This is a genomic window from Microbispora sp. H11081 (assembly GCF_012999535.1).
Taxonomy (GTDB): domain Bacteria; phylum Actinomycetota; class Actinomycetes; order Streptosporangiales; family Streptosporangiaceae; genus Microbispora.
In genome coordinates this window covers 202,112-228,462 of record NZ_JABBWV010000008.1, presented here as the reverse complement: position 1 = coordinate 228,462, position 26,351 = coordinate 202,112, and the positions used below count along the sequence as shown (strand labels likewise).

The following is a 26,351-nucleotide window of genomic DNA, read 5'->3' as shown; positions in this document are numbered from 1 at the left end:
AGATAGCGGTTAGCCAATTGGGCGTCAACCGGCCCCGTGCACCCGGACCCGGTTCGCGAGAGGAACGGGCCCGGCCGGCGGACGTGAGCACCCCGATGGGCCGTGCGGGGAACACCGCGGGGGAAGATCTGACGGACACGTGCACAGGGCTTTTGGGAGAACGCATGCGGGTCCACGACCTGTCCGGGGGCGGCGACGTCCTCACCCGCGTCGAGGGGGTCGCCCGCCGCGCCGCGGAGCGGTACGGCCTGTCCCCGGACGCCTCCGTGACGCTGCTCAACGTGTCGGAGAACGCCACCTTCAGGGTCGACGACGACGGCGCGACGGCGATCCTGCGGGTCCACCGGCTCGGCTACCACTCGCCGGAGGCCATCGCCAGCGAGCTCTCCTGGCTGGAGGCGCTGCGCGACGAGGCGGGCGTCGTCACGCCCCGCGTCTTGCCGGCCCCGGACGGGTCGCGGGTCGTCGTGGTGGAGGACCCCGGCTTCGAGCCGCGCCACTGCGTGATGTTCGAGTTCCTGCCCGGCGCCGAGCCGGCCGAGGACCGGCTGGTGGAGGAGTTCGAGCGGCTGGGCGCGCTCACCGCCCGCATGCACCGCCACGCCCGCGCCTGGAGGAGGCCGGCGTCCTTCACCCGGTTCCACTGGGACCTGGACGCCGCCTTCGGCCCGCGGGCGCGGTGGGGCAGGTGGCAGGACGGCGTGGGAGTGGACAAGGAGGCGCACGCCGTGCTCGCCCGGCTGGAGGCCGAGCTGCGCCGCAGGCTGGAGCGGTTCGGCAGAGGCCGGGACCGGTACGGGCTCATCCACGCCGACCTCCGCCTGGCCAACCTGCTCGTGGACGGCGAGGCGGGGATCGGCGTCATCGACTTCGACGACTGCGGCCTCGGCTGGTACCTCTACGACCTCGGCGCCGCCCTGAGCTTCATCGAGCACCGTCCCGAGGTGCCGCACATGGCGGAGTCGTGGGTGCGCGGCTACCGGTCCGTGCTCGGCCTGCCGAAGGAGGACGAGGCCGAGATCTGGACGTTCATCATGTTCCGCCGCCTTCTCCTCGTCGCCTGGATCGGCTCCCATCCGGCCGCCGCCATCGCCGGGGAGCTCGGCGCCGGTTACACCCTGGGCAGCTGCGAGCTGGCCGAGCGCTATCTCAGCGGATCATGACGGCGCGGGCGGGCGGGTGGGTGGGCCTCCCCTACGGCGACTCGGACGGCTTCCGCGAGGACCTGGCCACCCTCGACGCCGCCCTCGACGTGTTCGCCGCCGTCCGCGACGCGATGTGTTGCGCCGGGTCCGACGGCTCGGGAGGCGAAACGGGACGGGCGGGCGGCGGGGGAGTCGGGGGAGGCGTGGACGGCCGACCCGCGGCCCACGCTCGCGTGCCCAGACCGGCCCGAACGGTTCGCCCGTCCCGGCATGCCCCCCGACGCCCGGCCGTCCCTGCCCGACGGCGACTGGCCCGCGTACGCCGCGCGCGTCGGGGGGTCGGCGCGAGGGGCGGCGTGAGGCGATCATTGGGACATGACGACCAGCGAGATCTACGCCGGATTCGCCGCTCGGGAGGCGCGTGGCGTGTCCCCGGCGTACGAGCGCCTGGCGCTCGCGGTCTCCCGCGACCGCGAGATGCTCGCGCTGCTCGGCGCGCTCCCGCCGGCGAAGCGGCAGCCGAACCTGCTGTTCGGCGTCGTACGGCTCCTCGGCGGCCCGGTCGAGGACCCCGCCGCGTTCCGTGACCACGTTCTGGGGAACTGGCCGGCGGTCGAAGTGGAGATGCGCACCCGGACCACACAGACGAACGAGGCCGGGCGGTGCGCGGTGCTGCTGCCGGTGCTCGCCGCGCTGCCGCAGCCGCTCGCCCTGCTGGAGGTCGGGGCCTCGGCAGGGCTGTGTCTCTATCCCGACCGGTACTCCTACCGCTACGGCGACCACCTGGTCGGGTCCGGCGAACCGGTCCTGGACTGTGCCGCGACCGGGGTGGCGCCGCCGGCCCGCCTACCCCGGGTCGTATGGCGGGCCGGGCTGGATCTGAACCCGCTCGACGTGACCGATCCCGCGGACGTCGCGTGGCTCGACGCCCTCATCTGGCCGGAACACGTTCACCGCCGGGCCCGGCTGCGGGCCGCGGCGTCCGTCGCCGCGGCCGAGCCGCCGCTGCTCGTGCGCGGCGACCTGGTGGACGACCTGCCGGCGCTGGCCGCGCAGGCGCCGCGGGGCGCGACGCCGGTGGTGTTCCACACCTCGGTCCTGTACCAGGTGCCGGCGCCGAGGCGGCAGGCGTTCGCCGAGCTGGCCCGCGGGCTGCCGGGGCACTGGATCGCGAACGAGGCCCCGGACGTGCTCGCGTACGCCGGGCTGCCGCGGCCGCCGGGCACGGCGCTGTCGAACGTCCTCGCGCTGGACGGGACTCCGCTCGCCTGGACCCGGTCGCACGGGCAGGCGATCGCCTGGTTCGCGTGACCGGTACGGTCACGTCGTCGGGAGCCGGAATGGTCCGGCCGGAGCGCGGACCGGCCGTGGCACCGCTGCGGTCCTACGGCTTCGATCACTGCCTGCGGCGCAGCTTGCGCAGGAACGCCAGGAGACCGGGCCTCGGCCGCGCGTCGCCGCCGTCCTCCGCGGCCGGCGACGGCCCGGCGCCGGCCTCCTGCCGCGGGCCGGGCGCGGGGACGGACGACTGGTCGAGCCGGTAGGCCACGGGCAGGGAGCGCGGTGTGCGGATGAAGGGGGAGGGACGCCAGGAGAGCCGGTCGGCCGGGACCGCGAGCTGGAGCGAGGAGAACCGGTCGAGCAGCCGGCGCACGGCGATCGTGGCCATCTGGGTGGCCAGCCGCCGGCTCGGGCACCTGTGCGGGCCCGCGCCCCAGGCCAGGTGGGCCCGGGTGCTGCGGATGGTGTCCCGGAGCGCGGAGGCGAACCGCGGGTCGGCGTGGGCGCCCGAGACGGACAGCATCACCGGGTCGCCGGCCGCGATCACGAAGCGGCCCAGCCTGACGTCCGTCCTCGCGTAGCGGAAGGTCAGGTTGGCGAGCGCGGGGTTCAGCAGGGCGACGCGGTTGACGGTCTCCTCGATCGCGCCGACCGACACGGTCTCGCGCATGCCGGGGTTGGTGACCACCTCGACGATGACGTTGCAGATCAGGCTGCCGGTGAAGTCGAGGAAGCCGGCCAGCATCAACAGCTCGCGGGCCAGTTCCTCGTCGGTGAGGCTCGCGTCGGCGTCGAGCATGTGCGAGGGCAGGTCGTCGCCGCGCCGATGCCGTTTGAGCGTGGCCAGCTCCAGGAGGGCGGCGTACAGCCGCTGGTAGGCCCCGGCGGAGTCGGGGCCGTCGAGCAGGCGCCAGTGGTCGGCCACCATCTCCTCGCCCCGCTCGAGGGCGACGCCCAGCAGGTGGTTGGCGACGAGCAGCGGGAACGGCCGCCCGTACTGGACGACGAGGTCCATCTGCCCCGAGGGGCCGTCTTCCGTTATCACGCCGATGAGGTCGTCGCAGAACCGCAGCATGGCGCGCTCCAGCCGCAGCGCCTGCCCGCTCCCCGTCGTCTGGAACGGCCGGAGTCCCTCGTCCCAGACGCCGCGCAGCCTCCGGTGCCTGTCCCCGTCGTGGAAGCCCGAGTTGTCGGCGGCCATGAGGGAGAGCAGCGGCCAGTCGGCGGGGACGCGTCCCTCCGCGTACGCCCGCCAGTTGTCCACGCGTTTGCTCCACACGTCGCCGTGGTTCTGCATGACGTGCAGCACCTCGTCGTAGCCGGACGCGAACCAGACCGGCACGCCGAGGAGGTCGACCGGGGCGACCGGGCCGTACATCGCGCGCAGCCGCTCGTGGACGAGCGCGGGGTCGGTCTCGTAGTCCCTGGTGAGCAGCGGCTCCAGCGGCAGCGAGATGAGATTTTCCACGGGCGACCCGGACGTTCTGTCGGAGATCATGGGTGTGCGCCTGCCTTTCGGGTCACCGAGCCGTTCTCAGCCGTGTGAACCTCGGTATGGGCGGCGATCTTAGAGCGTCCGCCGGTAAATGTCAGGGCCCTTCCGTACGCGCTCCGGGGCGCGGACGGGGGAGCGACGTAGTGTGGCGGCATGACGCTGGAGCTCGACGGCAGGATCGTGCGGATCACGAATCCGGACCGCGTGGTCTTCCCGCGGACCGGGCACACGAAGCTCGACCTGATCTCCTACTACCGGCTGGTCGCCGAGGGAGCGGTGCGCGGCGTGGCCGACCGGCCGGTGATCCTCAAGCGCTTCGTGCACGGCGTCGACCGGGAGGCGTTCTTCCAGAAGCGCGCGCCCGCCAAGCGCCCCGAGTGGGTGGAGGTCGTGGAGCTCGGCTACCCCTCGGGCCGTACGGCGGACGAGGTGGTGATCCGCGACCTCGCCGTCCTGCTGTGGACCGTGAACCTGGGCTGCGTCGACCTCAACCCCCATCCGGTGCGGGCCTGGGACCTCGACCACCCGGACGAGCTGCGGATCGACCTCGACCCGGTGCCCGGCGTGGGCTGGGAGCAGATCGTCAGGGTCGCCCTGGTCTCCAGGGACGTGCTGGAGGAGCACGGCCTGACCGCCTGGCCCAAGACGTCCGGCTCACGCGGGTTCCACGTCTACGCCCGCATCGAGCCGCGCTGGACCTTCCGCGAGGTGCGGCGGGCCGCCGAGGCGGTGGCCAGGGAGGTCGAGCGGCGGGAGCCGGACGTCGCCACCAGCCGGTGGTGGAAGGAGGAGCGCCAGGGCGTCTTCGTGGACTACAACCAGAACGCCCGCGACCACACCGTCGCCTCCGCCTACTCGGTGCGGCCGACCGGCCTCGTCTCGGCCCCGCTGGCCTGGGACGAGGTGCCCGGGTGCCGGCCGGAGGACTTCACGCTGGCGTCGATGCCCGACAGGTACGCCGAGGTTGGCGACCCGTGGGCCGGGATGGACGAGCGGGCGGGCTCCCTGGACGCCCTGCTCGAGCTGGCCGAGGCCCAGGGCCCGCGGCCGGACAGACCCGCGGCCCCGCCCGCCGGGGGGCGGCGCCGGCCGGTCATGCCGCTCGTCGAGATCGCCAGGGCGGCCACGCGGGACGAGGCGCTGGCCGGGCTGGAACGCTGGAAGGCACGCCACCCCGAGGTGGCCCGCCTCCTGCGGCCGGCCGACGTCCTGGTCGACTCGATGCGGGGGCGCAGCTCCGTGTGGACGCGGATCCGGGTCAACCTCCAGCACGTCCCCGAGCCCGACCGGCCCGGCCAGGAACCGCTGGAGGTCGACTACGACCCCTGGGGCGGCGATCAGCCCGGGCCGTAGACGTCCCACAGCTCGCCGAGGAAGAAGCGGCAGAAGCGGGCCACCGCCGCCGCGCCGTCCGGGCCCGCCGTACGGAAGGTCGTGAGCATCCGCACGAGGTCGGACGGCAGGATGCGCAACGCCCCCGCGGCGACCACGGCCGCACGGTCGTCCCCGTCCTCCTCGACGTGTCCCTCCAGCAGGCGGGCGTGCAGGGTGGAGGTGTCCAGCCACAGGCGGGCCGGCGCGCCCGGCTGGATCTCCTTGTGCCCGGCCAGCGTGCGGGGGCGGCCGTCGGCGTCGTAGAAGTGCAGGCGGTAGCGCATGTGCCGCTGCCCGGCCCGCTCCCCGGGGACGAACAGGTTGAACGACCCCCGGGCGAGGGGTCGTCTGCCCCCGCACGGGTCGGCCTCGATCCAGCCCTCCGCTCTGGCCTCGTGATCGGGTTCGGTGAGGAACCGTTCGACGTCGTCGATCGTGATCGTGAGGCGGAAGGCGAACGGGAAGCCTCCGGCCGCACCCCAGGGGGCCGCGCTTCCGCGGGCGGCGCCTCCACGAGCGGCGCGGCCGGGCGGGGCCGGCAGCAGGAGCCCCCGCATCTCCTCCACGAACCACAGCGAGGTGCGGTCCTCGAACACGCTCGGCTCGTCCGGCGGCGCCGCCGCGAGCGCGCGCGGGCCGTCCGCGGCGGCGGACGGCGCGCCGGGGGAGCTCGCCGCCGGCCGCGCCACCGCGCCCACCGGCACGGCCCGCGCCCCGATCGGGGCCGCCAGGGGCGCGGCGACCGACGCGCGGGTCTCCAGCAGCCGGGTGCACATGCGGTCGGCCAGCGCGGCGATCGTCAGCGACGGGTTGGCGCCGACCGGCCCGGGAAGGGCCGCGCCGTCCGCGACGTACAACCCGGGGAACCCGAAGACCTCCCCGTACGCGTCGCACACCCCCTCGCCAGGATGGAGACCCATCGGCGCGCCGCCCAGCGGGTGCACGGTCATGACCCGCTTGCGCCACCACGGCGGGCTGTCGGCGTACTCCGCGCCGAGGACGTCGCCGATCTTGCGCATGATCGCGCGGACCCGCTCGAAGTAGTCCTCGCTCGTCTCGGCCGGCCAGTCCACGTCGAGGCGGCCGTCGCGCAGGCGCAGCCTCCCGTCGGGGACGTCGCGGCCCATGCCGAGCAGCGGCAGCGAACTGCCCGACAGCTCGCCCCGGCCGATCAGGTCGGCGATCTCCGCCGACAGGTTGGCGTCGTGGGTGACGATGTTGCGCAGCCGCCGCAGCAGGAACCGCGCGATCCGGCCCGGCCGCACGGCCGCGGCCTCGGCCAGGTAGTCGACGAACTCGGGATAACCGCCGTCCTCGATGTAGGCGCCGCGCCCGTCCGGACCGTCGTCGAGCCGGATCGCGCTGGTGACGACCGGTCCCCGGCTCGCCCGGATGGGCCGCGTCCTGCTCCGGTCGGTGGCTCTCAGCAGGAACGCGAGCATGTCGCCGTTGCCGCAGAAGCGCGTGCCGAGGGCCGCGCTGAGGCCGGGGAATGCGGCCCGGTTCTTCAGCAGCAGGTACGACGTGCCGTACGCGCCCGCGCCCAGGACGAGCCGCTCGCAGCTGATGGTGTGCGGGCCCGTCCGTCGCGGCGGCCCGTCGCCGCGCCCGCCCGGGTCGTCCCCGCGCGGCAGGTGCTCGACGTACTCCACGTCGTACCCGCCGCCGACACGCGGCCGGACGCGGCGCACCTCGTGCAGCGGGCGCAGGTCCGCGCCGTGACGCCGGGCGGCGGACAGGTAGGTGTGGTCGAGGCTGTTCTTCGCGCCGTCGTTGCAGCCGATGTCGCACTCGCCGCACAACCTGCACGTCCTGCGCGGCACGCCGTGCAGGTTGCCGTACGCGGCGGCGGCGACGGGCACGCCCTGGCGGGGCTCCTCGTCCGGCGACGGCGCGAAGCTGACGGCCAGCGGCGGGAGCCGCCAGTCGAGCCCCAGCTCGGCCGCCGCGTCCCGCATGGCGATGGTCTTCAACGTGTCGTCGAAGCCGGGACGGCCCAGCGGGTACGGCGCCACGCCGATCATGCGCTCGACCGCGTCGTAGTGCGGATCGAGGTCGGCCCTGGTCACCGGCCACGACTCGTAGCCGCCGCCGGGGAGCGCCTGCTCGTGGACGAACCAGTCCTCGTCCTTGCGCATCATGACGTTGGCGTAGACGAGCGAGCCGCCGCCGAGGCCGCTGGACACCACGGAGTCGCAGTCGGAGAAGCTCCAGATGTCGTACATCCCGTACAGGCCCTCGGCGGGGTCCCAGAAGGCACGCCCGAGCTGCACCGGGCCGCGCGGGAAGTCCCCCGGCGCGTACGCCCTGCCCCGCTCCAGGACGACCACGGACAGTCCCGCCTCGGCGAGACGGTAGGCGGCGACGGCGCCGCCGAAACCCGAACCGACCACGACCGCGTCGACATGTTCCATAGGTGATCTCTCAGTGCCGCTTCAGCGACCGCTGTGTCGCTTCATGAAGTCGAGAATGTGCGGGTAGACGTCCCGGTGCGCGTTCGCCCCTATCAGGGGGTCGATGTGCCCGTAGCCGCGCAGCACCCGCAGCTCGTGCAGCCCCGGCGCCGCCTTCGACAGCACGCGGTGGCAGACGATGTTGGAGTCGGTGAAGACGTGGTTGCGGTCGCCGGTCAGGAACAGGATCGGCGTGTCCACGCCGGCCGCGCCGGCCAGGTAGTCGTCCGGCAGGGCGGCGTACCGCGGGTCGCCCGCGCCGGACTTCACCGCCCGCCCGGCGGCCACCATCTTCCGCACGTGCCGGTAGTAGTGCAGGTCGCAGGCGCCGTTGAGGTCGGCGAGCCGCTCGTGCACGTGCGTTCTCCGTGCCAGGTTGCGGTGCCGGTACATCGCGGGCCTGCCGCTGCCCCACATGAAGCTCTGCATGTGGCACGCGGCCTCCCGGCACTCGGGATGGAGGAAGGAGACGGCGCGGGCCAGCAGCCACCGCCGCGTCAGCGGCGGCGCGTCCCGAAACCTGGGGTCCAGGTAGGACAGGCCCGCGCCGTACTCCAGCAGCGCGGGCCCGAGGGCGAGCTTGAGCCGGGCCCAGGGGTGGACCCGGGGCGTCAGCGCGACGCTGTTGGCGACCACGCTGGCGATCCCGCGTACGGCCCCGGAGAACAGGCTCATATTGAAGGTCATCGACCCCAGGCAGTGGGCCACCACGTGGATCCGCCGCGCCCCCACGTGGCGGCGGATCTCGCGCAGTGCTGCCGGGTGGTCGTACTGGGCGATGTCGTCCAGGGTGTCCCTACGGGTCTCCATGGTGTACGGAAACCTGTTGCTCATCCGGAAGTCCAGCGCCCACACGTCGCAGAACCCGTTGTCGTGCAGGAACCGGACGAGGTTCGTGTGCTCCGGCATGACGAACATGTCGCTCGACGAGCTCAGGCCGTGCACGAGCAGCACGACGTCCGGCGCCCCCAGCGCCGGCGCGTCGTCCCGGCGGAACCGGGTGAGCTGCAACCCCAGCTCGTCGTCGGTGGCGAACGCATGGACCGTGACCTCGGCCTTACCCACACCGTCGTGCGTGAACCGGGGTATACGGTGTCCCATGCGTTCGCCTTTCTGCTGGCAGATACGATCGCAGGCCCACCCATACCGGTGGCATCGTGGAAAACCCGTACTTGCCGGAAATCACCGCTTCAGGGCGGTCGCCACGCCGACGCGCGAGGTGACCCCCAGCTTGGCGAAGATCCGCGACAGATGGGTCTCCACCGTGCGGACGCTGAGGAAGAGCCGCTCCGCGACCTGCTGGTTCGTCAGCCCTTCGGCGACGAGCAGCGCCACCTCCAGCTCCCTGGGCGACAACCCCAGCGGGGGCGCGTCGCCGTCCGAGGGGGTGGTCGCGCCGCCGCCCACCCGTACGCCGAGGCGGCGAAGCTCCCGCTCGGTGCGGGCCTTGAGCGCGCGGGCGCCGCACGAGTCGAAGATCTCGGCCGCCGCCCGCAGGTGCTCCCTGGCGCGGGCGCGGCCGCCCGGCGTGCGCAGACGCGCCTGCCCGGCGGTGAGCAGCGCCCGGCCCGAGTCGAGCCGCCGCTCGCCCACCCTGAGCTGACCGGCCGCCTCCTCGGCGGCGGCCGCCGCCGCGACCGGGTCCTCCCCGGACAGCGCGTGCGCGCGGGAGAGCGCGGCGAAGCCGCAGTACGCCGGCAGGCGCGGGTCCTCCAGCCGCGCGGCGAGCGCCGCCCACTTCGCCGCGCGCCCAGGCTTTCCCGCGGTCGTCTCAAGGGAGGCGTCCGCGTACGCGAGCGTCTCGCACGCCTGGAGCAGCGTCCCCAGGTCAAGGCGCGGCGACTCGAACCCGTTGCACGCGTCCAGCACCGCCGCGACGCCCTCGGCGCACCTGCCCGCGTTGACCAGGGCCACCCCGCGCGCGTAGCGGGCCGAGGCCTCCCAGGTCTCGCCGGCCCCGACCCCGAGGCGCACGGCCTCCTCGCCGGCCCGCAGCGCCGCGTCGTCGTCGCCGCTCCACGACTCGACCAGGCAGGTCTGGGTGAGCGCGAAGACGAGTTGCTGGCCGGAGTCGAGCAGCCGCGCGCCCTCGACGGACTCCTCGGCGGTGGCCCCCGCCTCCGCCAGGCGGCCCATCGCCACCAGCGTCTTGGCCCGGCCCGCCAGGAGGTTGGTCAGGATGTAGCTCTGCCCCGTCGACCTGGCCACGGCCGCGACCCGGTCGAAGTAGCGCAGCGCCTCGCCGTACCGGCCGAGGTAGGACTCGGCCCAGCACAGCCAGGCGATGGCGTCGAGCCACTCCGACAGGTGCTCGTCGGGCGCGTCCGCCAGCAGCTTGCCGGCGATCTCGGCGTAGCGCAGCGCGTCGTCCAGACGGCGGGCGGCCAGGGCGGGCATCGGGCGCAGCGCCGCGACCGCGACCGCGAGGCCGGGCTCCCAGTCGTCGGCGTTGTCGGGCATCAGGTCGAGCACGGCCTGCGCCGCCCGGAAGTCCACCCGCAGCATGCTCTCGGCGACCAGGCGCATCCGCAGCGGCACCGCGGAGGCGGCCCGCGGGTTCGGCATGCGGCTCAGCTCGTCGAGCAGCAGCGCCCGCGCCTCGTGCGGGCGGTCGAGCTGGCGCTCCATCAGCGCGCACACGCGGGCCGCCGGGCCACGGCGGGAATAGTCGTCCTCAGGGAGCCTGCGCAGCAGCTCGCGGGCGGTGTCACGGCCCTCGGCCAGTCTGCCGCTGATGCCCTGCGCCCAGCTCAGCTCCATCATCAGGGCGAGCCGGTCCTCCCTGGCCGCGGCGTCGTCGGGCATGAGCCGCAGCGCCGCCTGCAGCCAGTGCGCCGACGTGGCCGGAGCGTGCGCGGTGACCGCGCGGGCCGCCTCCACCAGCACCTCCACCGCCCGCCGGTCGCCGAACGACCCCGAGTGCTCCACGTGGTGGGCCTGCACCGTCGCGGGAGCCCCCAGCCCGGCGAGGTGGGCGGCGATCCGCGCGTGCGCGCCCAGGCGCCAGCCCGCCGCGGCGGACTCGTAGACCGCGCGGCGCACGAGGGGATGACGGAATCGGAACCGCCCGCCCACGCTGCGGACGATGTCGCGCTCGACCAGTTCGTCCAGCGCGGCGAGCGTGGCCTGCGCCGACACCTCGGCGGCCACGGCGGCGACGGCCGGTTCGAACTCGTCGGCGGTCACGGCGGCCGCCTGGGCCACCAGCAGCGCTCCGGGGGACAGGTCGCCCAGCTCGACCTGGAGCGCCGCGCGCATGGTCGGCGGCAGTTCCGCCACGTCGGTGCCGCCCATCCTGGCCAGCGCCTCAAGGTAGAAAGGGTTGCCTCCGCTGGCCTCGTACAGTGCCGTGCCCCGCCCCCTGCTGACGCCCGGGCCGAGGAACTGCCTGACCTCCGCCGCGCTGAGCGGGCCGACCACGACCTCGTGCCCGCGCGGGCCGGCCGCCGGGGCGAGCCTGGCGACGCGCGGGGCGGCCTGGGCCGGACGGTAGGCCACGGCCATAAGCACAGGGCCCGCGGGCGGATGACGCACCACGTGGTCGAGGAACTCCATCGTGCCGTCGTCGGCCCAGTGGACGTCGTCGAGGACCAGCAGGACGCCGGAGTCCCCGGCCAGCGCGCCCATGAGGTGACGCAGGGCCCGGTAGAGCCGGTAGCGGGCCAGGCCGCTGCGGTCGTCGGCGAGGGAGGGCTCGTCGCCGGCAGGGCCGCCGCCGGAGGCCAGCCCGGGGAAGACGCCGGACAGCAGGGCGGCCTGCCCCGTCCCCACGGCCCTCGTGACCTCGTCGCGGTTGGCGTCGAGGTGGTCGTCGAGCGCGTCCACCAGGGCGCTGAAGGGCAGCATCTGCTCGTACTCCGCGGCGCGTCCCCACAGCGCGGCGAATCCGTCCCGGCTCGCCATCGCCATCAGCTCGCCGAGCAGCCGCGTCTTGCCCGCGCCCGGCTCGCCGACCAGCGCGACGAACTGGAATCCGTCCCGCCGGCTCGCGGCCGTGGCGCCTCTCAGCGCGGCCAGCGCGTCCTGCCGTCCGACCAGCGGCGCGGAAGCGCCCGAGACGACCGGCCCGGCCGCGCGTCCATCCATCCGCACCCCACACGCGAATACGCGGGCCACCCCTTATGAGCCGCGCAGACAATCCAGTAAACGCACTTTACAGATCAACAGATCGTACAGGGGTAGCAGCTCGGCATTAAGCCCATTTGGAAATTATTCGAAAAGGAACCGGTCAGTTCGGGCGATTACGGGATCAGGGAAGCATGGCACCGGGTACGGGACGCGACGTTCACACATCACCGCCGCGGAGGTGCCAGGTGCTGGACCGGATCGCCGATCCCAGGAGGGGGCGCACGCCGTACGGGCCTCCTGACGCGGTGGAGCGGCTCGCGGCGGCCCTGCCGAGCCACATGCGGGACGCGCTCCCCCCGGTCATCCGTCTCGGCAGCCCCTGGCCGGTGCGCGTGGACGTCGTCCTGGAGGAGGGCCTCACCGAGCAGCAGGTCGAGCACTGGGCCGGCGCCGTCTCCGCGGCGGGCTGGGGCGACAACGCGCTCGACCTGGCGGTGCGCGACGGCCGCGTCGCCGGCGTACGCGGCCGGGCCGGCGACCGCGTCAACCACGGCAGGCTCGACCCCCGGGAGTGGCACGCCTGGCAGCCGCGCGCGGAACGCCTGACCCGCCCTCTGGTTCGGGAAGGCGGGGCGCGCGAGGACGGGCGGCTGGTCGAGGCCACGTGGGAGACCGCGATGGACCGCGTGGCGGCGAGGTCGAGGGAGCTCCTCGCCCGCCCGGGCGGCTGGGGCCGCCTCGCCTTCCACACGGGCACGCGCCTGTTCCTGGAGGAGCACTACACCCTCGCCGTCATCGGCAAGGCGGGGATCGGCACCCCCCACATGGACGGCGACACCCGCTGGGGCGCGGCGGCCGCGGCGGCCGCGCTCGCGGCGAGCTTCGGCGCCGACGGGCAGCCGGGCTCCTACACCGACGTGGACCACTGCGACGCGCTCGCGCTGTGGGGGCACGACTGCGCCGCCTCCCATCCCGTGCTGTGGGAGCGGATGCTCGACCGGCGGTCCGGGCCCGCGCCCCCCGCGATGATCGCGATCGGGCCCGAGGGGACGGCGGCGGCCGGGGAGGCGGACGTCCACCTCGCCGTACGTCCCGGCACCAACGTGGCGCTGCTCAACGGACTGCTGCACGAACTGATCGCGGGCGGCTGGCACGACGCGGCGTACGTCGCCGCGCACACCGTCGGGTTCGAACGGCTGTGGCGCGTCGTCGAGGCCTATCCGGCCAAGCGGGCCGCGGAGATCTGCGGAGTGCCGGTCGCGCTCATCGAACAGGCCGCCGAGATCCTGGGCGCGGCAGAACGGCTGGTGTCGACGGTGGGCCAGGCCATCCTGGGCTCCAACCAGGCGACCGAAGCGGCCTGCCAGGTCAACAACGTCCACCTGCTGCGCGGCATGCTCGGCCGTCCGGGAGCGGGGCTGTTCCAGTTCGGCGGGCCCGGGTGCGACGCGCTGGAGGCGGGCTCGGCCGCTGACCTGCCCGGACTGCGCAACTGGGCCGACGACGGGCACGTGCGCGAACTGGCGGACCTGTGGAACGTCGACCCCGCCGTCATCCCGCACTGGGGGCCTGCCACGCACGCCGGTCAGATCCTCAGGTACGCCGAGGAGGGGTCGCTCGGCCTGCTGTGGATCACCGCGTCCGACCCGGCCGCCACGATGCCCGGGCTCGACCGGGTCCTCGGCCGCGACGACCTGTTCGTCGTCGTCCAGGATCCGTACCTGACCGAGACCGCGCGGCTGGCCGACGTGGTGCTCCCGGCGGCGGCCTGGGGCGAGAAGACCGGCACCGTCACCGGCGCCGACCGCACGGTGCACCTGTGCGAGAAGGCGGTCGAGCCACCGGGGGAGGCCAGGGCGGACCTCGACATCCTGCTCGACTACGCGCGGCGGATGGGCCTGCGCGACCGGGACGGCAGGCCGCTCGTGGGCTGGACGGACGCGGAGTCGGCGTTCGAGGCGTGGAAGGCGTGCACCAGGGGCCGCCCGTGCGACCACACCGGGATCAGCTACGAGCGGCTGCGGGCCGGCGGCATCCAGTGGCCCTGCGCGCCGTCCGGCACCCACGGCGTCGAGCGCCTGTACGCCGGGGGGCACTTCGCCACCGGGCCCGGGCACTGCCAGACGTTCGGGGCCGACCTCGCCACGGGGGCCGAGTACGGCGAGGAGCGGTACCGCGCCGAGGACCCGGGAGGACGGGCCTTCCTCCACGCCGCCGACTTCGAGCCGTCGCCCGAGGTGGCCGACGACGAGTATCCCCTGGTCCTCACCACCCGCCGCGCGCTGCACCCCTTTCCCGGCCGGCTGGCGCGGCTCGGCGACGCCGCGGCGCCCGAGCCGTTCCTCGAGGTCCATCCCGGCGACGCCGCCGTGCTCGGCGTCGAGGACGGCGACCTCGTCCGGGTCGAGTCGCCCCTGGGCGTGCTGGAGGCAGTCGCGCACCTGTCGGGCGTACGTCCCGGAGCGGTGGTCCTGCTGCTCGACGGGCAGGGCGAGGCCGTGACACGGGCGGCGGAGGAGCTCACGCTCACCGCCTGGGACGCGGTGTCCCGCAGGCCGCTGCGCGGCGCCGTGGCGGTCCGGCTGGTGAAGGCCGGGCGGCGCGGGGACACCTCCGTGGAGGAGGGCCTGTGCTCCGCCGCCCTGCGCATCGGCCGCGGTATGACCGCGCGGCCCGAGGTGGCGGCCGCCACGGGAGGAGGGGAGGCGCCGGAGCGGTACGAGGAGTTCTGACGTCCGCGTTCGCCGGAGAGGTGGGCCGGCCTACCGGAAGGAAGCGACGAGATGGTCCCTGCGCACACACGCCGCACCGCTGGGGGGCACACGGCCAGCGGGTGGGGCGATCTGTGAGCGAACGTCTGGCGCGCTACATGGAGACGCTCTCCCTCACGCAGCACGAGCTGTCGTCGGGATTCCGCGCCCTGTGGCGCGGCCATCCCCGCGAGCCCGACCTGGGCGGCGTCTGCGAGCGGCTGGCCGCGCAGTGCCGCGACCACGCCGAGCGGCTGAAGCCATTCCTGCGGCGCTACCGCTCCGGCGGAGCGCGCGACCCGCGGGCGGCCGGGGCCGAGCCGAGGACGGCGGGGCCGATGCCGCCGGGCCTGGAGGCGCCGGGTCTGGAGACCGCGAGTTTCGACGCCGGGGGCCTCGGCGCCCACGGTTTCGACGCCCGCGGCTTCGATCTCCATGGGTTCGATCCAGGGGGTTTCGACTCCGGCGGTTTCGAAGGTGGAGGATTCGACGCCGCGGGTCTGGAGACGGCCGATCTCCAGCGGGTCGTTCGCGCGGCGGCGGAACGGGAGCGGGCGAGCGTGGAGGACGCGGACCCTGGAACGGCACGGCGTCCGCTGACACGTGGGCGGGGCGGCGGGGACGGCGGCGGCCTCACGCTGCTGCGGGACCTGCACGGGCTGTATCTCCTCGCGACGGAGTGCGACCTGTCCTGGGGCCTGCTCGCGCAGGCGGCACGCGGGCTCAGGGACGACGACCTGCTCGATCTCACCCGCCACTGTGCCCCCGAGACGGCCGTCCATCTGCTCTGGCTGCGCACCCGTATGCGCCAGGCGGCGCCACAGGTGCTCGCCGTCCCGCATGCGGAGAACGACGACAAATCCCGCCATTAAGGGAAAATGTAGATCTGGGTTCCTTAGATTTCCGGATAAAATGGATTGTGTACGTCCGGGGGCAATTGATAGAAGATATCTCGGCGCGCGGATCCGGCGGGGAACGGGCCGCGCTCTGTGTGTGACACCGGTGCTCAATGGCGGGGGCCGTACCGGTGGCGGCGGAAAGGTTCCGTTCCGGAAACCGACTGCCGCGCTTTCCGGCGGCGCCGGCCCTGCGTCAGCGGCCGGCGCCGCCGCCGTGCGTTCCGCCGGGGTGCGTTCCGCCATGGTGTGTTCCACCGCCGTGCGTTCTACCGCTGTGCGCGTGCGCTCCGCGGTGCGAAGGGCGGGGAAACGCCGAAGGCCGGACCCGCTGATCGCGGATCCGGCCTTCGGATCGTGGTGGACGATACTGGGATTGAACCAGTGACCTCTTCCGTGTCAGGGAAGCGCTCTCCCGCTGAGCTAATCGTCCGTGCCCGGACGTGATCCGGACTCCGAGCGGAAGACGGGATTCGAACCCGCGACCCTCACCTTGGCAAGGTGATGCTCTACCACTGAGCCACTTCCGCAGTCATCGCCCGGTTTCCCCGGCGACGCGTGAACAACTCTAGCGGATTCCCGGGGGTGCCGGTGCCAACCGGGCCCGAATCACACACGCGGACGCGCCGCTGTGACCGAAGTGGGGTGAGACGTTGACCTCCGGGGGATGCCGTGCACAGGATGAGGCCGCGACCGTACGCGGGAAGGGGTTACTCGATGGCGAAGGTGCTCATCATCACCGGTGACGCGGCCGAGGACCTGGAGGTGATGTATCCCTACCAGCGGCTTCTCGAGGAGGGCTACGAGGCGCACATCGCGGCGCCGTCCGCCAAGAAGCTCCAGTTCGTGGTGCACGACTTCGTCGACGGCTACGACACCTACACGGAGAAGCCGGGCCACACCTGGGCCGCCGACCTGGCGTTCGCCGACGTGAACCCGGACGAGTACGTCGCGCTGGTGGTGCCGGGCGGGCGCGCCCCCGAGTACCTCCGCGGCGACCGGGACGTCCAGGAGATCGTCCGCCACTTCGCCGGCGCCGGAAAGCCGATCGCCGCGCTCTGCCACGGGCCGCTGGTGCTCGCGGCGGCCGGAGTGCTCAAGGGCCGGGAGAGCAGCGCGTACCCCGCCTGCGCGACCGACGTCGAGAGCGGCGGCGGCACGTGGGTCGACAGCGAGGCGCACGTCGACCAGAACCTCGTGACCGGGCGGGCCTGGCCGGACCACCCGGCGTGGATGCGCGAGTTCATGAAGGTGCTGCGCGCCGTCGCCCCGGCGTCCTGATCCCCGCACCGACCGGCAGAGGGCGGATCAGGGCTCCTGATCCGCCCCGTCGGGGTGCTTCGGCTTCACCCGGTTTCCCGCCTGGCCTGGGCCCGTCCGCCGGCGATGAGGCGGCCGGCCGTCACCCCCGGAGCACGGCCGCGGCGGCTCCGCGCGGCCCGTTCGACGGCCGCACGGGTGAGCCGAGGCAATAGAGTCGCCCGCCGTGACCGAATCCGCGTCCTATCTCACCGCGACGGCGGAGGCGTACGACGCCGTCGCCGTCCTCTACGCCGACCTCTTCCGGGACTCGCTCGACCGCCTGCCGCTGGACCGCGCGATGCTCGCCGCGTTCGCCGAGTCCGTACGGGCCGCGGGTGCCGGGCCCGTGACCGAGGTCGGCTGCGGCCCCGGCCACGTGACGGCGCACCTGCGGGACCTGGGACTGAACGCCTTCGGCGTCGACCTGTCGCCCAAGATGATCGAGCTCGCCCGCGCGGCCTATCCCGATCTGCGCTTCGAAGTCGGGTCCATGCACGCGCTGGACCTCGCCGACGGCGAGTTGGGCGGCATCCTGTCCTGGTACTCGGTCATCCACACCCCGCCACGGGAACTGCCGCCGTACTTCGCCGAGTTCCGCCGCGTACTCGCCCCCGGCGGCCTCCTCCTGCTCGGATTCTTCGAATCCGAGGGCGATCCGGTGTCGGAGTTCGACCACAAGGCGGCGCCGGCGTACCGCTGGCCCATCGACGACCTCGCCGCGCTGGCCCGCCAGGCGGATTTCCGTGAGATCGGACGGATGCTGCGCGAGCCACTGGAAGGCGAGCGCTTCCGCCAGGGCCGTCTGCTGATGCGCAGGAGATAAATTCCGCCTGGCACGTCCATGAATTCCGGCGCACGCGGAATGGGTTAGGGTCCCCGCGGTGCCTGAAGTGTTCGCGGCCGGGTGTACGGTTTCGTGGCCAACTGGATGACGAAGGAAGATCTGCTGGGCATGCTCGAAAAGCCCGCGGTGCGCGACATCCATGTCGTCGAGGCCGTACCGCGGTCATCGGGCCGGAACAGCGTCAGGCATTGACAGGTAAAACGTTCACCTGCCGGTGACGCGGCAGGCTGCGAGGCAATAGCCGTACTCGGGGCGCATTCCGCGTCAGCGGGTCGTGTGAGATTGATGAGCGGGTGCGAATACGAGAAAAGCGGACGCTGCTCGTCGGGCTGGCGGTGATGACGGTGGTGGGGGTCAACGGATGCTCCGCGCACTCGGCTGACGGGCACGCGGTCGCCGTCTGGAGAAACCTGCTTTCGGTGACCAATCCCGACTACCGGGTGATTCAATTCGGTGGCGCCAAAGGCTTCGGCTCCCCTGACGGCTGGACCTCCATCGAGCCCCGGCGGCCGTCGCCCTCCTCTGGCGCGGAGGACCGACGAGTTGAAGACCATCCCCGGCCAGGGCGTGTACGGCTTCGTCCTCAGTGGGTGGCCCGCGGACCTGCTGCCCCTCGCCGACGATCCCCCAACTCATGTCCTTCAGCGTGGCGGACATCACGGTGGGCGGCTGAGGCGACCGCCAGGACGTCGCCGGGGGCGGCTTCGGACTGATCCTGCCCGAAAACGGGCAGGAAACTTGGTAGTCGGCATCAGTGCTGCGTTAGGGTCCTGCTCTGTGTCCACGGCACGGCATCCCTTCGAGGACCTGATCGGCCACCTCACCCGGACCACCTCGCTGGGGCCCGGGGAGGCGGCCCGCGTGGTGGCCGACGTTCTGGCGTACTTCGGCGAGTCCGCGGAAGAGTACGTGCGGCGCCGCCACGGCGAACTCAAGTCGAGGGGGCTGACCAACGATCAGATTTTTCCCAGAATCTCCGCCGAGCTCGCGGGAAGACGTGTCGCGGCACCGGAGCTGACCCTGCGCCAGCTCCGGCGAATCGTTTACGGATAGGAGCGGTTATGTGCGGAATCGTCGCTTATGTCGGGCCGAAGGATGCGGCGCCCATCCTGCTCGAAGGTCTCCAGCGGCTGGAGTACCGGGGCTACGACTCGGCCGGCCTCGCCGTCGTGAACGCCAAGAGCCTCAAGACGCGCAAGGTCAAGGGCCGCGTGGCCGACCTGGCGGCGGCGGTTCCCGCCAAGTTCAAGGGCACGATCGGCATCGGGCACACCCGCTGGGCCACCCACGGCGCGCCGAGTGACGTGAACGCGCACCCGCACCTCGACCAGGAGCAGCGGATCGCCGTCGTGCACAACGGCATCATCGAGAACGCCGACGAGCTGCGCCGCCGCCTGGAGGGCGAGGGCGTGAAGTTCGAGAGCGAGACCGACAGCGAGGTGCTGTCGCATCTCATCGGGCGGATGGTCAAGGAGACCGAGTCGCTGCGGGAGGCCGTGCTGCGGGCGCTGAAGAGCGTGGTCGGCACGTACGGCATCGCCGTCATCGACGAGCAGCGCCCCGGCGAGATCGTGGTGGCCCGCAACGGCAGCCCGATCGTGCTCGGCCTCGGCGAGAAGGAGATGTTCGCCGCGTCCGACGTCGCCGCGCTCATCCGCTACACCCGCCAGGTCGTCCACCTGGAGGACGGCGAACTGGCCGTCATCAAGGCCGACGGGTTCAACACGTTCACCAGCGACGCCAGGGAGACGGCCAAGGAGCCGTTCACGGTCGACTGGGACGCCGGGCACTACGACAACGGCGGCTACGAGCACTACCTGCTCAAGGAGATCTCCGAGCAGCCCGACACGGTCGCCCGCACGCTGCGCGGCCGCATCGACGACCGGTTCCACATCGCCCACCTCGGCGGCCTCAACATGGACGCCCGCGAGACCCGCTCCTTCCGCCGGGTGAAGATCATCGGCTGCGGGTCCGCGTACTACTCGGGGCAGATGGGTGCGCAGCTCATCGAGGAGCTGGCCCGCATCCCCGCCGACGCCGAGCCCGCGTCGGAGTTCCGCTACCGCAGCCCCGTCGTCGAGCCCGACACGCTGTACGTCGCGATCAGCCAGTCGGGCGAGACGTACGACACGCTCGCCGCTGTGCAGGAGCTCAAGCGCAAGGGCGGCCGGGTGCTCGGCATCGTCAACACCGTCGGCAGCGCCATCGCCAGGGAGACCGACGGCGGCATGTACCTGCACGCGGGTCCCGAGGTCTCGGTGGCCTCCACCAAGGCGTTCACCTCCACGGCCGTGGCGTTCGCGCTGCTCGCCCTGCACCTCGGCCGCGTACGCGACCTGTCGCCCGCCGACGGCCGCAGGATCTGCGAGGGCCTGCGCCGGCTGCCCGAGCAGATCAAGGAGATCCTCACGCTGGAGGACCGGATCAGGGAGCTGGCGAAGAAGTACGCCGACTCGGCGGGCATGATGTTCGTCGGCCGGGTGCGCGGCTACCCGGTGGCCCGCGAGGGCGCCCAGAAGCTCAAGGAGATCTCCTACGTCCACGCCGAGGCGTACCCGGCGAGCGAGCTCAAGCACGGGCCGCTCGCGCTGATCAGCCCCGAGCTGCCGACGGTCGCGATCGTCCCCGACGACGAGCTGCTGGACAAGAACCTCACCACGCTGGGCGAGATCCGGGCCAGGCACGGGCGCATCCTCATGATCGGCCACCGCACCTCCGAGGCGGCCGACGACTGCATCGTGGTGCCCAAGAACGAGGTCGAGCTCGACCCCATCCTGCTCACGATCCCGCTGCAGCTGTTCGCCTACCACGCCGCCGTGGCCCTCGGCCGCGACGTCGACCGCCCGCGCAACCTCGCCAAGAGCGTCACGGTCGAGTAGGGACCGCCTTTCCGCGTACGGCCCGCGCCCACCCGGCGCGGGCCGTACGCGCATGCGGGCGCGACGCGAGGGGGGAGGTGTATCGATCGCCTTATCCCTAACGTCCGTTATGTGGTGACATGGTGTAGTTACTCATAGTCTGTGCGTGTAAGGGACTCTTCGGGTAGGAGGGTGCCGACATGCGACGCCGTACCGTCCTCGCAATGGGAGTCCTGGCCCTCACGGGCGCGTGCGGCGTCAAGGCGCCACCGCGCCGGTGGGAGGAGTTGTCGCTGATCGTCCCCCGCTCGCCGGGAGGATGCGGGGACGGCGTGGCCGCCGGGTTCAAGGCGCTCGTCGAGGGCCGTGGCTGGGCCCGCGCCGTACGGATCAGCTGGGAGGCCGGCGGAGGGGGTCTCGGCTCGCCGGTCATGCCGCGGACCGGCCTGGTGGTCGCCGATTCCGCGCTGCTCGCCGCATGCGCGCTGGCCCGCGACCCGTTCCTGGTCTCCAGGGCCGTCCCGCTCGCGCGGCTGGCGGGGGAGTGGGAGGTGCTCGTCGCCTCGCCGGAGTCGGACTACCGCACGTTCGACCAGTTCGCCGCCGCGCTGCTGCGCGACCCCGGCCGCGTCAGGGTGGCCGGCGGCGCGGACCGCGGGCCGGAGCAGTTGCTGCTCGGACTGACCGCGCAGGGTCTGGGGGCCGACCCGCGACTGCTCGACTACGTCGCGTTGGGCACCAGGGCGCAGGCCGTCGACGCCGTGCTCGACGGGCGGGTCGCGCTCGCGTTCGGTGACAGGCGCGAGGTCGCGCCGCACGTGCGCTCGGGACGCCTGCGACCGCTCGCCGTCTCCTCGGGCGAGCGGCTGCCGGGGATCGACGCGCCGACGCTGTCGGAGTCGGGCGTACGCGTCGTGTTCGCCGACTGGACCGGGCTGGTCGCTCCGCGCGGCACGCCCGGTCGGGACGCCCTGCTCGACCTGTGCCGGGCCGTCACCGCCACAAGGGGGTGGCACAACCTGTGCGAGCACAACGACTGGACGCCGATGTGGCTCGAAGGCGACGACTTCCGGCAGTGGCTGACCGGCGAGGCGCGTCGTACGACCGCGCTGCTCAGCGAGCTCGGACTCCGCTGAGAAGCACAACGTGTGGGGGCGGTTGCGCGAAGGGCCACAAGATGTAGGATCCATCGCGTCGCTGGTTCACTTTGGTGAGGCAAGAGGGAACCCGGTGCGAATCCGGGACTGCCCCGCAGCGGTGAGCGGGAACGACCGCCGTCACAGGCACTGGGCGCGAGCGCGCCTGGGAAGCGACGGCCAGTAGGACCGGCGGGCGCGAGCCCGGCCGGACGCCCGCGAGTCCGAAGACCTGCCCGCGACGCGCGCGCGACGCCGCGCGCCCCGCGCCGGGCCCCGAGGGAGGGTTCGCCGCCGGCCGCCACGGCACGAGGCCACCTGCTGGGCTCTCGTGCGCGTGCGCCGCGGCATGCCTCTCCTCGCTCCGGCCGGGTCACGAGACGACGAGGAGAGGGCACCTGATGACGATCACCGACCCGGCCTCCGCGTCCGCCGTCCCCGTGCCAGGGGACGGCGGCGCGCGGGACACGGCGGCCGTGTGGCAGGCCATCGAGGAGGCGGCGGCCGGGGTCATCGCCGACCCGGAGAACTCGCGCCGGGCGGCCAAGCTGCTGAACGGGCTGATCGCGGACGAGGCGGCGGCCGAGGGGGTGCGCGCGTTCTCCGAGTCGGTCGCCGCCGCCCACGCCGCCGGGCTGCTCGGCGACGCTGTCGCCGCGTTCGTGGCCCGCGAGGCCGTGGCGCTGGACGCGCTGGCCGACCCGGCCGCCGACGACCGGTTCGAATACTTCGGGCTGCGCACGGTCTACGACCGCTACCTGCTGCGCCACCCGGTCACCCGGCGCGTGCTTGAACGCCCCCAGCACTTCCTGCTGCGGGTCGCCTGCGGCCTGTCGGACACGGTGGCCGAGGCGGCCGAGCTGTACGGCCTGATGTCCACGCTCGCCTACCTGCCCAGCTCGCCGACGCTGTTCAACTCGGGCGGGCGCCGCCCTCAGCTGTCGTCGTGCTTCCTGCTCGACTCGCCCCGCGACGAGCTGGAGAGCATCTACGAGCGCTACGGCCAGGCGGCCCGGCTGTCGAAGTACTCCGGCGGCATCGGCGTCGCCTGGACCCGGGTGCGCTCGCGCGGCTCGCTGATCCGGGGCACCAACGGCCTGTCCAACGGCATCGTGCCGTGGCTGCGCACGCTCGACGCGTCGGTGGCGGCCGTCAACCAGGGCGGCAGGCGCAAGGGCGCGGCGTGCGTCTACCTGGAGACCTGGCACGCCGACATCGAGGAGTTCCTGGAACTGCGCGACAACACGGGCGAGGAGTCGCGCCGCACGCACAACCTCAACCTGGCCAACTGGGTGCCCGACGAGTTCATGCGCCGGGTCGAGGCGGACGGCACGTGGTCGCTGTTCGACCCCAAGGAGGCCCCCGAGCTGACCGACCTGTGGGGCGAGGCGTTCGACGTGCGCTACCGCGAACTGGAGGCCGCAGGGCGATACGTACGGCAGGTGCCGGCCCGCGCCCTGTACGGCCGGATGATGCGCACGCTCGCCCAGACCGGCAACGGCTGGATGACGTTCAAGGACGCCGCCAACCGCGCCTCCAACCAGACCGCGCTGCCCGGCAACGTCATCCACCTGTCCAACCTGTGCACCGAGATCCTGGAGGTCACCAGCGACGGCGAGACGGCCGTGTGCAACCTCGGCTCGGTCAACCTCGCCGCGCACCTGACGCCGGAGGGCGACGCCGTCGACTTCGGCAGGCTGCGCGCCACCGTCCGCACCGCCGTACGGTTCCTGGACCGGACGATCGACCTCGGGTTCTACCCGACGCCGGAGGCGGAGGCGGCCAACCGGAAGTGGCGGCCGGTGGGGCTCGGCGTCATGGGCCTCGCCGACGTGTTCTTCGCGCTGCGCCTGCCGTTCGACTCGCCGGAGGCGCTGGCGCTGTCGAGCCGCGTCGCCGAGGAGATCGCGCTCGCGGCGTACGGCACCTCCGCCGACCTGGCGGTGGAGCGCGGACGCCACCCGGCGTACGAGCAGACCAGGGCGGCGGGCGGCGTCCTGCACCCCGACCACTTTTCGTGCGCCCCGGCCCACCCGGAGGAGTGGGCGGCCCTGCGGGCGAGGATCGCGGAGACCGGGCTGCGCAACTCCCTGCTGGTCGCGATCGCGCCGACGGCCACGATCGCCTCCATCGCCGGCTGCTACGAGTGCGTCGAGCCGCAGGTGTCCAACGTCTTCAAGCGGGAGACCCTGTCGGGGGAGTTCCTCCAGGTCAACCGGTATCTCGTCCGCGACCTCCAGTCGCTGGGCCTGTGGACCGGGCCGATGCGCGACGCGATCAAGCTCAACGACGGCTCGATCCAGGACATCCCCGGCATCCCCGGCGAGCTGAAGACGCTCTACCGCACCGCCTGGGAGCTGCCCCAGAAGGCGCTGATCGACATGGCCGCCGCGCGGCAGCCGTACGTCGACCAGTCGCAGTCGCTCAACCTCTTCATGGCCGCGCCCACCATCGGCAAGCTCTCGTCGATGTACGCCTACGCGTGGCGGTCGGGCCTGAAGACCACCTACTACCTGCGCTCCCGCCCGGCGACGCGGATCGCCCAGACGACCGTGCCGGCCATGGCGCCGGTCGAGGCGGTCGCCTGCTCCCTTGAGAACCGCTCCCTTGAGAACCCGGAGATCTGCGAGGCATGCCAATGAGAACGATGCTGCTCGACCCGGGCATGGACCTGACCCTGCGCCCGATGCGCTACCCGGGGTTCTACGAGAGGTATCGCGCGGCGATCAGGAACACCTGGACGGTCGAGGAGGTCGACCTCGGCTCCGACCTCGCCGACCTCGCGACCCTCGACGAGGGGGAACGGCACCTGATCAACCGGCTCGTGGCGTTCTTCGCGACCGGCGACTCGATCGTGGCCAACAACCTGGTGCTGAACCTCTACCAGCACGTGAACGCCCCCGAAGCGCGGCTCTACCTGAGCCGCCAGCTGTTCGAGGAGGCGGTGCACGTCCAGTTCTACCTGACCCTGCTGGACACCTACCTGCCCGACCACGACGAGCGGGCCAAGGCGTTCGCCGCCGTCGAGCACATCCCGTCGATCCGCGACAAGGCCGAGTTCTGCTTCCGCTGGATCGACTCGATCAGCGAGCTGAACCGGCTGGAGACCCGGGAGGACCGGCGGGCCTTCCTGCTCAACCTCGTCTGCTTCGCCGCCTGCATCGAAGGGCTGTTCTTCTACGGCGCCTTCGCCTACGTCTACTGGTTCCGCTCGCGCGGGCTGCTCGGCGGCCTGGCGACCGGCACCAACTGGGTGTTCCGCGACGAGTCGATGCACATGGAGTTCGCGTTCGAGGTGGTGGACACCGTACGCCGCGAGGAGCCCGACCTGTTCGACGACGAGCTGGCGGCCGAGGTGACGCGGATGCTGGAGGAGGCGGTCGCCGCCGAGCTGGCCTTCGCCCGCGACCTGTGCGGCGACGGGCACGGCGTGATGAGCGCCGACAACATGCGGCGCTACCTGGAGTACGTCGCCGACCGCAGGCTGGCCCGGCTCGGCCTGCCCGTGCGGTGGGGCACCGACAACCCGTTCCCCTTCATGGAGTTCCAGGACGTGCAGGAGCTGGCGAACTTCTTCGAGCGCCGGGTCTCGGCCTACCAGGTGGCCGTAGAGGGTGACGTCAGCTTCGACGAAGCCTTCTGATCCGGCCGTTTCCCGCGTCGTCGTCAAGGGCAAAGGGAACCCCATGACGACGACAGGGGGCGCCGTCACAGCGGCAGCGTGGAACTGGGCGACCTTGGCGGTCGCCGTGACCACGGCGGTCGTCTCGGTGGAACTGGTCAGGCGGGTGCTGAGATCGCGTCTCGTGGGGGAGCGGTGGGCGCTCGCCCGGCCGGTCACCCGCCGCTGCACCTGGCCGGGCTTCGCCTCGGCGGTGACCGGCACGGTCAAGGCGGTGTACGACCCGGACATGCCGGGGTCGGACTCGCACGGCTTCCAGCAGGTGCTCTCGCTGCTGCTGATCGGCTGCGTGACCTGGCTGCTGATCCAGGCGGCGTACGCGGTCACCGACGTCGTCCTCGACCGGCTCACGCGGATCGAGGGCGAGCGCAACCGCCGCGCCCGGCGCATCCGCACCCAAATCGCGCTGGTGCGGCGGGTGTCGGCGGCGGTCGTCGTGGTGCTCGCCCTGGGGGCGATGCTGTTCACGTTCCCGCAGGTGCGGGCGCTGGGCGCGGGGCTGCTCGCCTCCGCGGGGATCGCCGGGGTGGTGGGCGGCATCGCGGCCCAGTCCACGCTCGGCAACCTGCTGGCCGGGCTGCAACTGGCCTTCAGCGACGCGCTGCGGCTCGACGACGTGGTCGTGGTGGAGGACGAGTGGGGCCGCATCGAGGAGCTGACGCTCACCTACGTGGCGCTGCGCCTGTGGGACGAGCGGCGGCTCATCCTGCCGGTGTCCTACTTCACCGCCAACCCCTTCGAGAACTGGACGCGGCACGAGAGCCGCATCCTCGGCAGCGTGTACCTCCGCGTGGACTGGTCGATTCCGGTCGAGGAGGTCCGCGCCGAGCTCTACCGGGCGCTGCGCGGCAACCCGCTGTGGGACCAGAAGGACTGGACGCTCCAGGTCACCGACATCACCCCGGGCGGGCTGGTCGAGCTGCGCGCCCTGATGAGCGCGGCGGACTCGGCGAGCGCCTTCGACCTGCGCTGCGACATCCGCGAGCACCTGGTGACGTTCGTCCGCGAGAAGTATCCGGAGAGCCTGCCCCGCCTGCGCCTGGAGTTACCGGCCCGGTGACCCGCGC

The 26,351-nt window shown here is 72.8% G+C and carries 17 protein-coding genes, 2 tRNA genes and 1 riboswitch; of the genes, 13 read left to right on the top strand and 6 right to left on the bottom strand.

The window, feature by feature from the left end:
* Nucleotides 1–164 precede the first annotated feature (164 nt).
* Both HHX31_RS21665 and HHX31_RS21660 read left to right on the top strand, forming a co-directional pair.
* The gene (locus tag HHX31_RS21665) at nt 165–1,163 is read left to right on the top strand and encodes a phosphotransferase enzyme family protein (protein WP_169950140.1); all 999 of its coding nucleotides are present in this window, start codon (nt 165–167) and stop codon (nt 1,161–1,163) included.
* Between the two features lie 357 nt (nt 1,164–1,520).
* Nucleotides 1,521–2,456: a DUF2332 domain-containing protein gene (locus HHX31_RS21660; protein WP_169950139.1), complete on the top strand. Its 936-nt coding sequence runs from the start codon at nt 1,521–1,523 to the stop codon at nt 2,454–2,456.
* An 85-nt stretch (nt 2,457–2,541) separates the two neighbouring features.
* Here the strand turns inward: HHX31_RS21660 and HHX31_RS21655 are convergent, their stop codons facing one another.
* Nucleotides 2,542–3,924 carry a cytochrome P450 gene (locus tag HHX31_RS21655; protein ID WP_169950138.1) on the bottom strand — a complete coding sequence of 461 codons (1,383 nt, stop codon included), beginning with the start codon at nt 3,922–3,924 and terminating at the stop codon, nt 2,542–2,544.
* A gap of 150 nt (nt 3,925–4,074) precedes the next feature.
* Here HHX31_RS21655 and ligD point away from each other — a divergent pair, with 150 nt between their 5' ends.
* Nucleotides 4,075–5,274, top strand: coding sequence for a non-homologous end-joining DNA ligase (gene ligD, locus HHX31_RS21650; protein WP_169950137.1), 1,200 nt, complete (start codon nt 4,075–4,077; stop codon nt 5,272–5,274).
* On the opposite strand, the gene HHX31_RS21645 is transcribed toward ligD, so the two are convergent.
* From HHX31_RS21645 to HHX31_RS21635, 3 genes are all read right to left on the bottom strand, one after another.
* Nucleotides 5,259–7,709 carry a GMC oxidoreductase gene (locus HHX31_RS21645; protein WP_169950136.1) on the bottom strand — a complete coding sequence of 817 codons (2,451 nt, stop codon included), beginning with the start codon at nt 7,707–7,709 and terminating at the stop codon, nt 5,259–5,261. The genes ligD and HHX31_RS21645 overlap by 16 nt on opposite strands.
* A 21-nt stretch (nt 7,710–7,730) precedes the next feature.
* Nucleotides 7,731–8,849, bottom strand: coding sequence for an alpha/beta fold hydrolase (locus HHX31_RS21640; RefSeq protein ID WP_169950135.1), 1,119 nt, complete (start codon nt 8,847–8,849; stop codon nt 7,731–7,733).
* A gap of 81 nt (nt 8,850–8,930) precedes the next feature.
* Nucleotides 8,931–11,834: a LuxR family transcriptional regulator gene (locus HHX31_RS21635; RefSeq protein ID WP_169950134.1), complete on the bottom strand. Its 2,904-nt coding sequence runs from the start codon at nt 11,832–11,834 to the stop codon at nt 8,931–8,933.
* A gap of 227 nt (nt 11,835–12,061) precedes the next feature.
* On the opposite strand from HHX31_RS21635, the gene HHX31_RS21630 reads away from it, so the two are divergent.
* On the top strand, nt 12,062–14,548 hold the full coding sequence (locus HHX31_RS21630) for a molybdopterin-dependent oxidoreductase (protein WP_311932150.1): 2,487 nt from the start codon (nt 12,062–12,064) through the stop codon (nt 14,546–14,548).
* A gap of 113 nt (nt 14,549–14,661) precedes the next feature.
* A complete protein-coding gene (locus HHX31_RS21625) occupies nt 14,662–15,438 on the top strand; it encodes a hypothetical protein (RefSeq protein ID WP_169950132.1) in 777 nt (258 codons plus the stop codon).
* A gap of 382 nt (nt 15,439–15,820) precedes the next feature.
* On the opposite strand, the gene HHX31_RS21620 is transcribed toward HHX31_RS21625, so the two are convergent.
* A tRNA-Val gene (locus HHX31_RS21620) sits at nt 15,821–15,895 on the bottom strand.
* A gap of 25 nt (nt 15,896–15,920) precedes the next feature.
* Nucleotides 15,921–15,992: transfer RNA gene (locus tag HHX31_RS21615), tRNA-Gly, on the bottom strand.
* A 187-nt stretch (nt 15,993–16,179) separates the two neighbouring features.
* Here HHX31_RS21615 and HHX31_RS21610 point away from each other — a divergent pair.
* From HHX31_RS21610 to HHX31_RS21575, 8 genes are all read left to right on the top strand, one after another.
* Nucleotides 16,180–16,743, top strand: coding sequence for a DJ-1/PfpI family protein (locus tag HHX31_RS21610; RefSeq protein ID WP_169950131.1), 564 nt, complete (start codon nt 16,180–16,182; stop codon nt 16,741–16,743).
* Between the two features lie 205 nt (nt 16,744–16,948).
* Nucleotides 16,949–17,587 carry a class I SAM-dependent methyltransferase gene (locus tag HHX31_RS21605; RefSeq protein ID WP_169950130.1) on the top strand — a complete coding sequence of 213 codons (639 nt, stop codon included), beginning with the start codon at nt 16,949–16,951 and terminating at the stop codon, nt 17,585–17,587.
* Between the two features lie 798 nt (nt 17,588–18,385).
* Complete coding sequence (locus HHX31_RS21600; protein WP_169950129.1) at nt 18,386–18,661, top strand: hypothetical protein; 276 nt, start codon at nt 18,386–18,388, stop codon at nt 18,659–18,661.
* An 8-nt stretch (nt 18,662–18,669) separates the two neighbouring features.
* A complete protein-coding gene (glmS, locus tag HHX31_RS21595) occupies nt 18,670–20,487 on the top strand; it encodes a glutamine--fructose-6-phosphate transaminase (isomerizing) (RefSeq protein ID WP_169950128.1) in 1,818 nt (605 codons plus the stop codon).
* A 203-nt stretch (nt 20,488–20,690) separates the two neighbouring features.
* Nucleotides 20,691–21,602, top strand: a complete 912-nt coding sequence (locus tag HHX31_RS21590) for a tripartite tricarboxylate transporter substrate binding protein (RefSeq protein ID WP_169950127.1) — start codon at nt 20,691–20,693, stop codon at nt 21,600–21,602.
* Nucleotides 21,603–21,647: 45 nt separating this feature from the next.
* Nucleotides 21,648–21,857: riboswitch (cobalamin riboswitch) on the top strand.
* A 146-nt stretch (nt 21,858–22,003) separates the two neighbouring features.
* Nucleotides 22,004–24,244, top strand: coding sequence for a ribonucleoside-diphosphate reductase subunit alpha (locus HHX31_RS21585; RefSeq protein ID WP_169950126.1), 2,241 nt, complete (start codon nt 22,004–22,006; stop codon nt 24,242–24,244).
* Complete coding sequence (locus HHX31_RS21580; protein ID WP_249346230.1) at nt 24,235–25,245, top strand: ribonucleotide-diphosphate reductase subunit beta; 1,011 nt, start codon at nt 24,235–24,237, stop codon at nt 25,243–25,245. The genes HHX31_RS21585 and HHX31_RS21580 overlap by 10 nt, the downstream gene beginning before the upstream one ends.
* A gap of 43 nt (nt 25,246–25,288) precedes the next feature.
* Nucleotides 25,289–26,344 (top strand): mechanosensitive ion channel family protein, encoded by a 1,056-nt coding sequence (locus HHX31_RS21575; RefSeq protein ID WP_169950125.1) that lies wholly within the window; start codon nt 25,289–25,291, stop codon nt 26,342–26,344.
* Nucleotides 26,345–26,351 lie beyond the last annotated feature (7 nt).

Bases quoted from the DNA above. Each gene is read 5' to 3' on its own strand.
- HHX31_RS21610 (WP_169950131.1), top strand. From the start codon at position 16,180: ATGGCGAAGGTGCTCATCATCACCGGTGACGCGGCCGAGGACCTGGAG.
- HHX31_RS21575 (WP_169950125.1), top strand. From the start codon at position 25,289: ATGACGACGACAGGGGGCGCCGTCACAGCGGCAGCGTGGAACTGGGCG.
- HHX31_RS21590 (WP_169950127.1), top strand. From the start codon at position 20,691: ATGGGAGTCCTGGCCCTCACGGGCGCGTGCGGCGTCAAGGCGCCACCG.
- HHX31_RS21580 (WP_249346230.1), top strand. From the start codon at position 24,235: ATGCCAATGAGAACGATGCTGCTCGACCCGGGCATGGACCTGACCCTG.
- HHX31_RS21635 (WP_169950134.1), bottom strand. From the start codon at position 11,834: ATGGATGGACGCGCGGCCGGGCCGGTCGTCTCGGGCGCTTCCGCGCCG.
- glmS (WP_169950128.1), top strand. From the start codon at position 18,670: ATGTGCGGAATCGTCGCTTATGTCGGGCCGAAGGATGCGGCGCCCATC.
- HHX31_RS21660 (WP_169950139.1), top strand. From the start codon at position 1,521: ATGACGACCAGCGAGATCTACGCCGGATTCGCCGCTCGGGAGGCGCGT.
- HHX31_RS21655 (WP_169950138.1), bottom strand. From the start codon at position 3,924: ATGATCTCCGACAGAACGTCCGGGTCGCCCGTGGAAAATCTCATCTCG.
- HHX31_RS21665 (WP_169950140.1), top strand. From the start codon at position 165: ATGCGGGTCCACGACCTGTCCGGGGGCGGCGACGTCCTCACCCGCGTC.
- HHX31_RS21645 (WP_169950136.1), bottom strand. From the start codon at position 7,709: ATGGAACATGTCGACGCGGTCGTGGTCGGTTCGGGTTTCGGCGGCGCC.
- HHX31_RS21640 (WP_169950135.1), bottom strand. From the start codon at position 8,849: ATGGGACACCGTATACCCCGGTTCACGCACGACGGTGTGGGTAAGGCC.
- HHX31_RS21585 (WP_169950126.1), top strand. From the start codon at position 22,004: ATGACGATCACCGACCCGGCCTCCGCGTCCGCCGTCCCCGTGCCAGGG.
- ligD (WP_169950137.1), top strand. From the start codon at position 4,075: ATGACGCTGGAGCTCGACGGCAGGATCGTGCGGATCACGAATCCGGAC.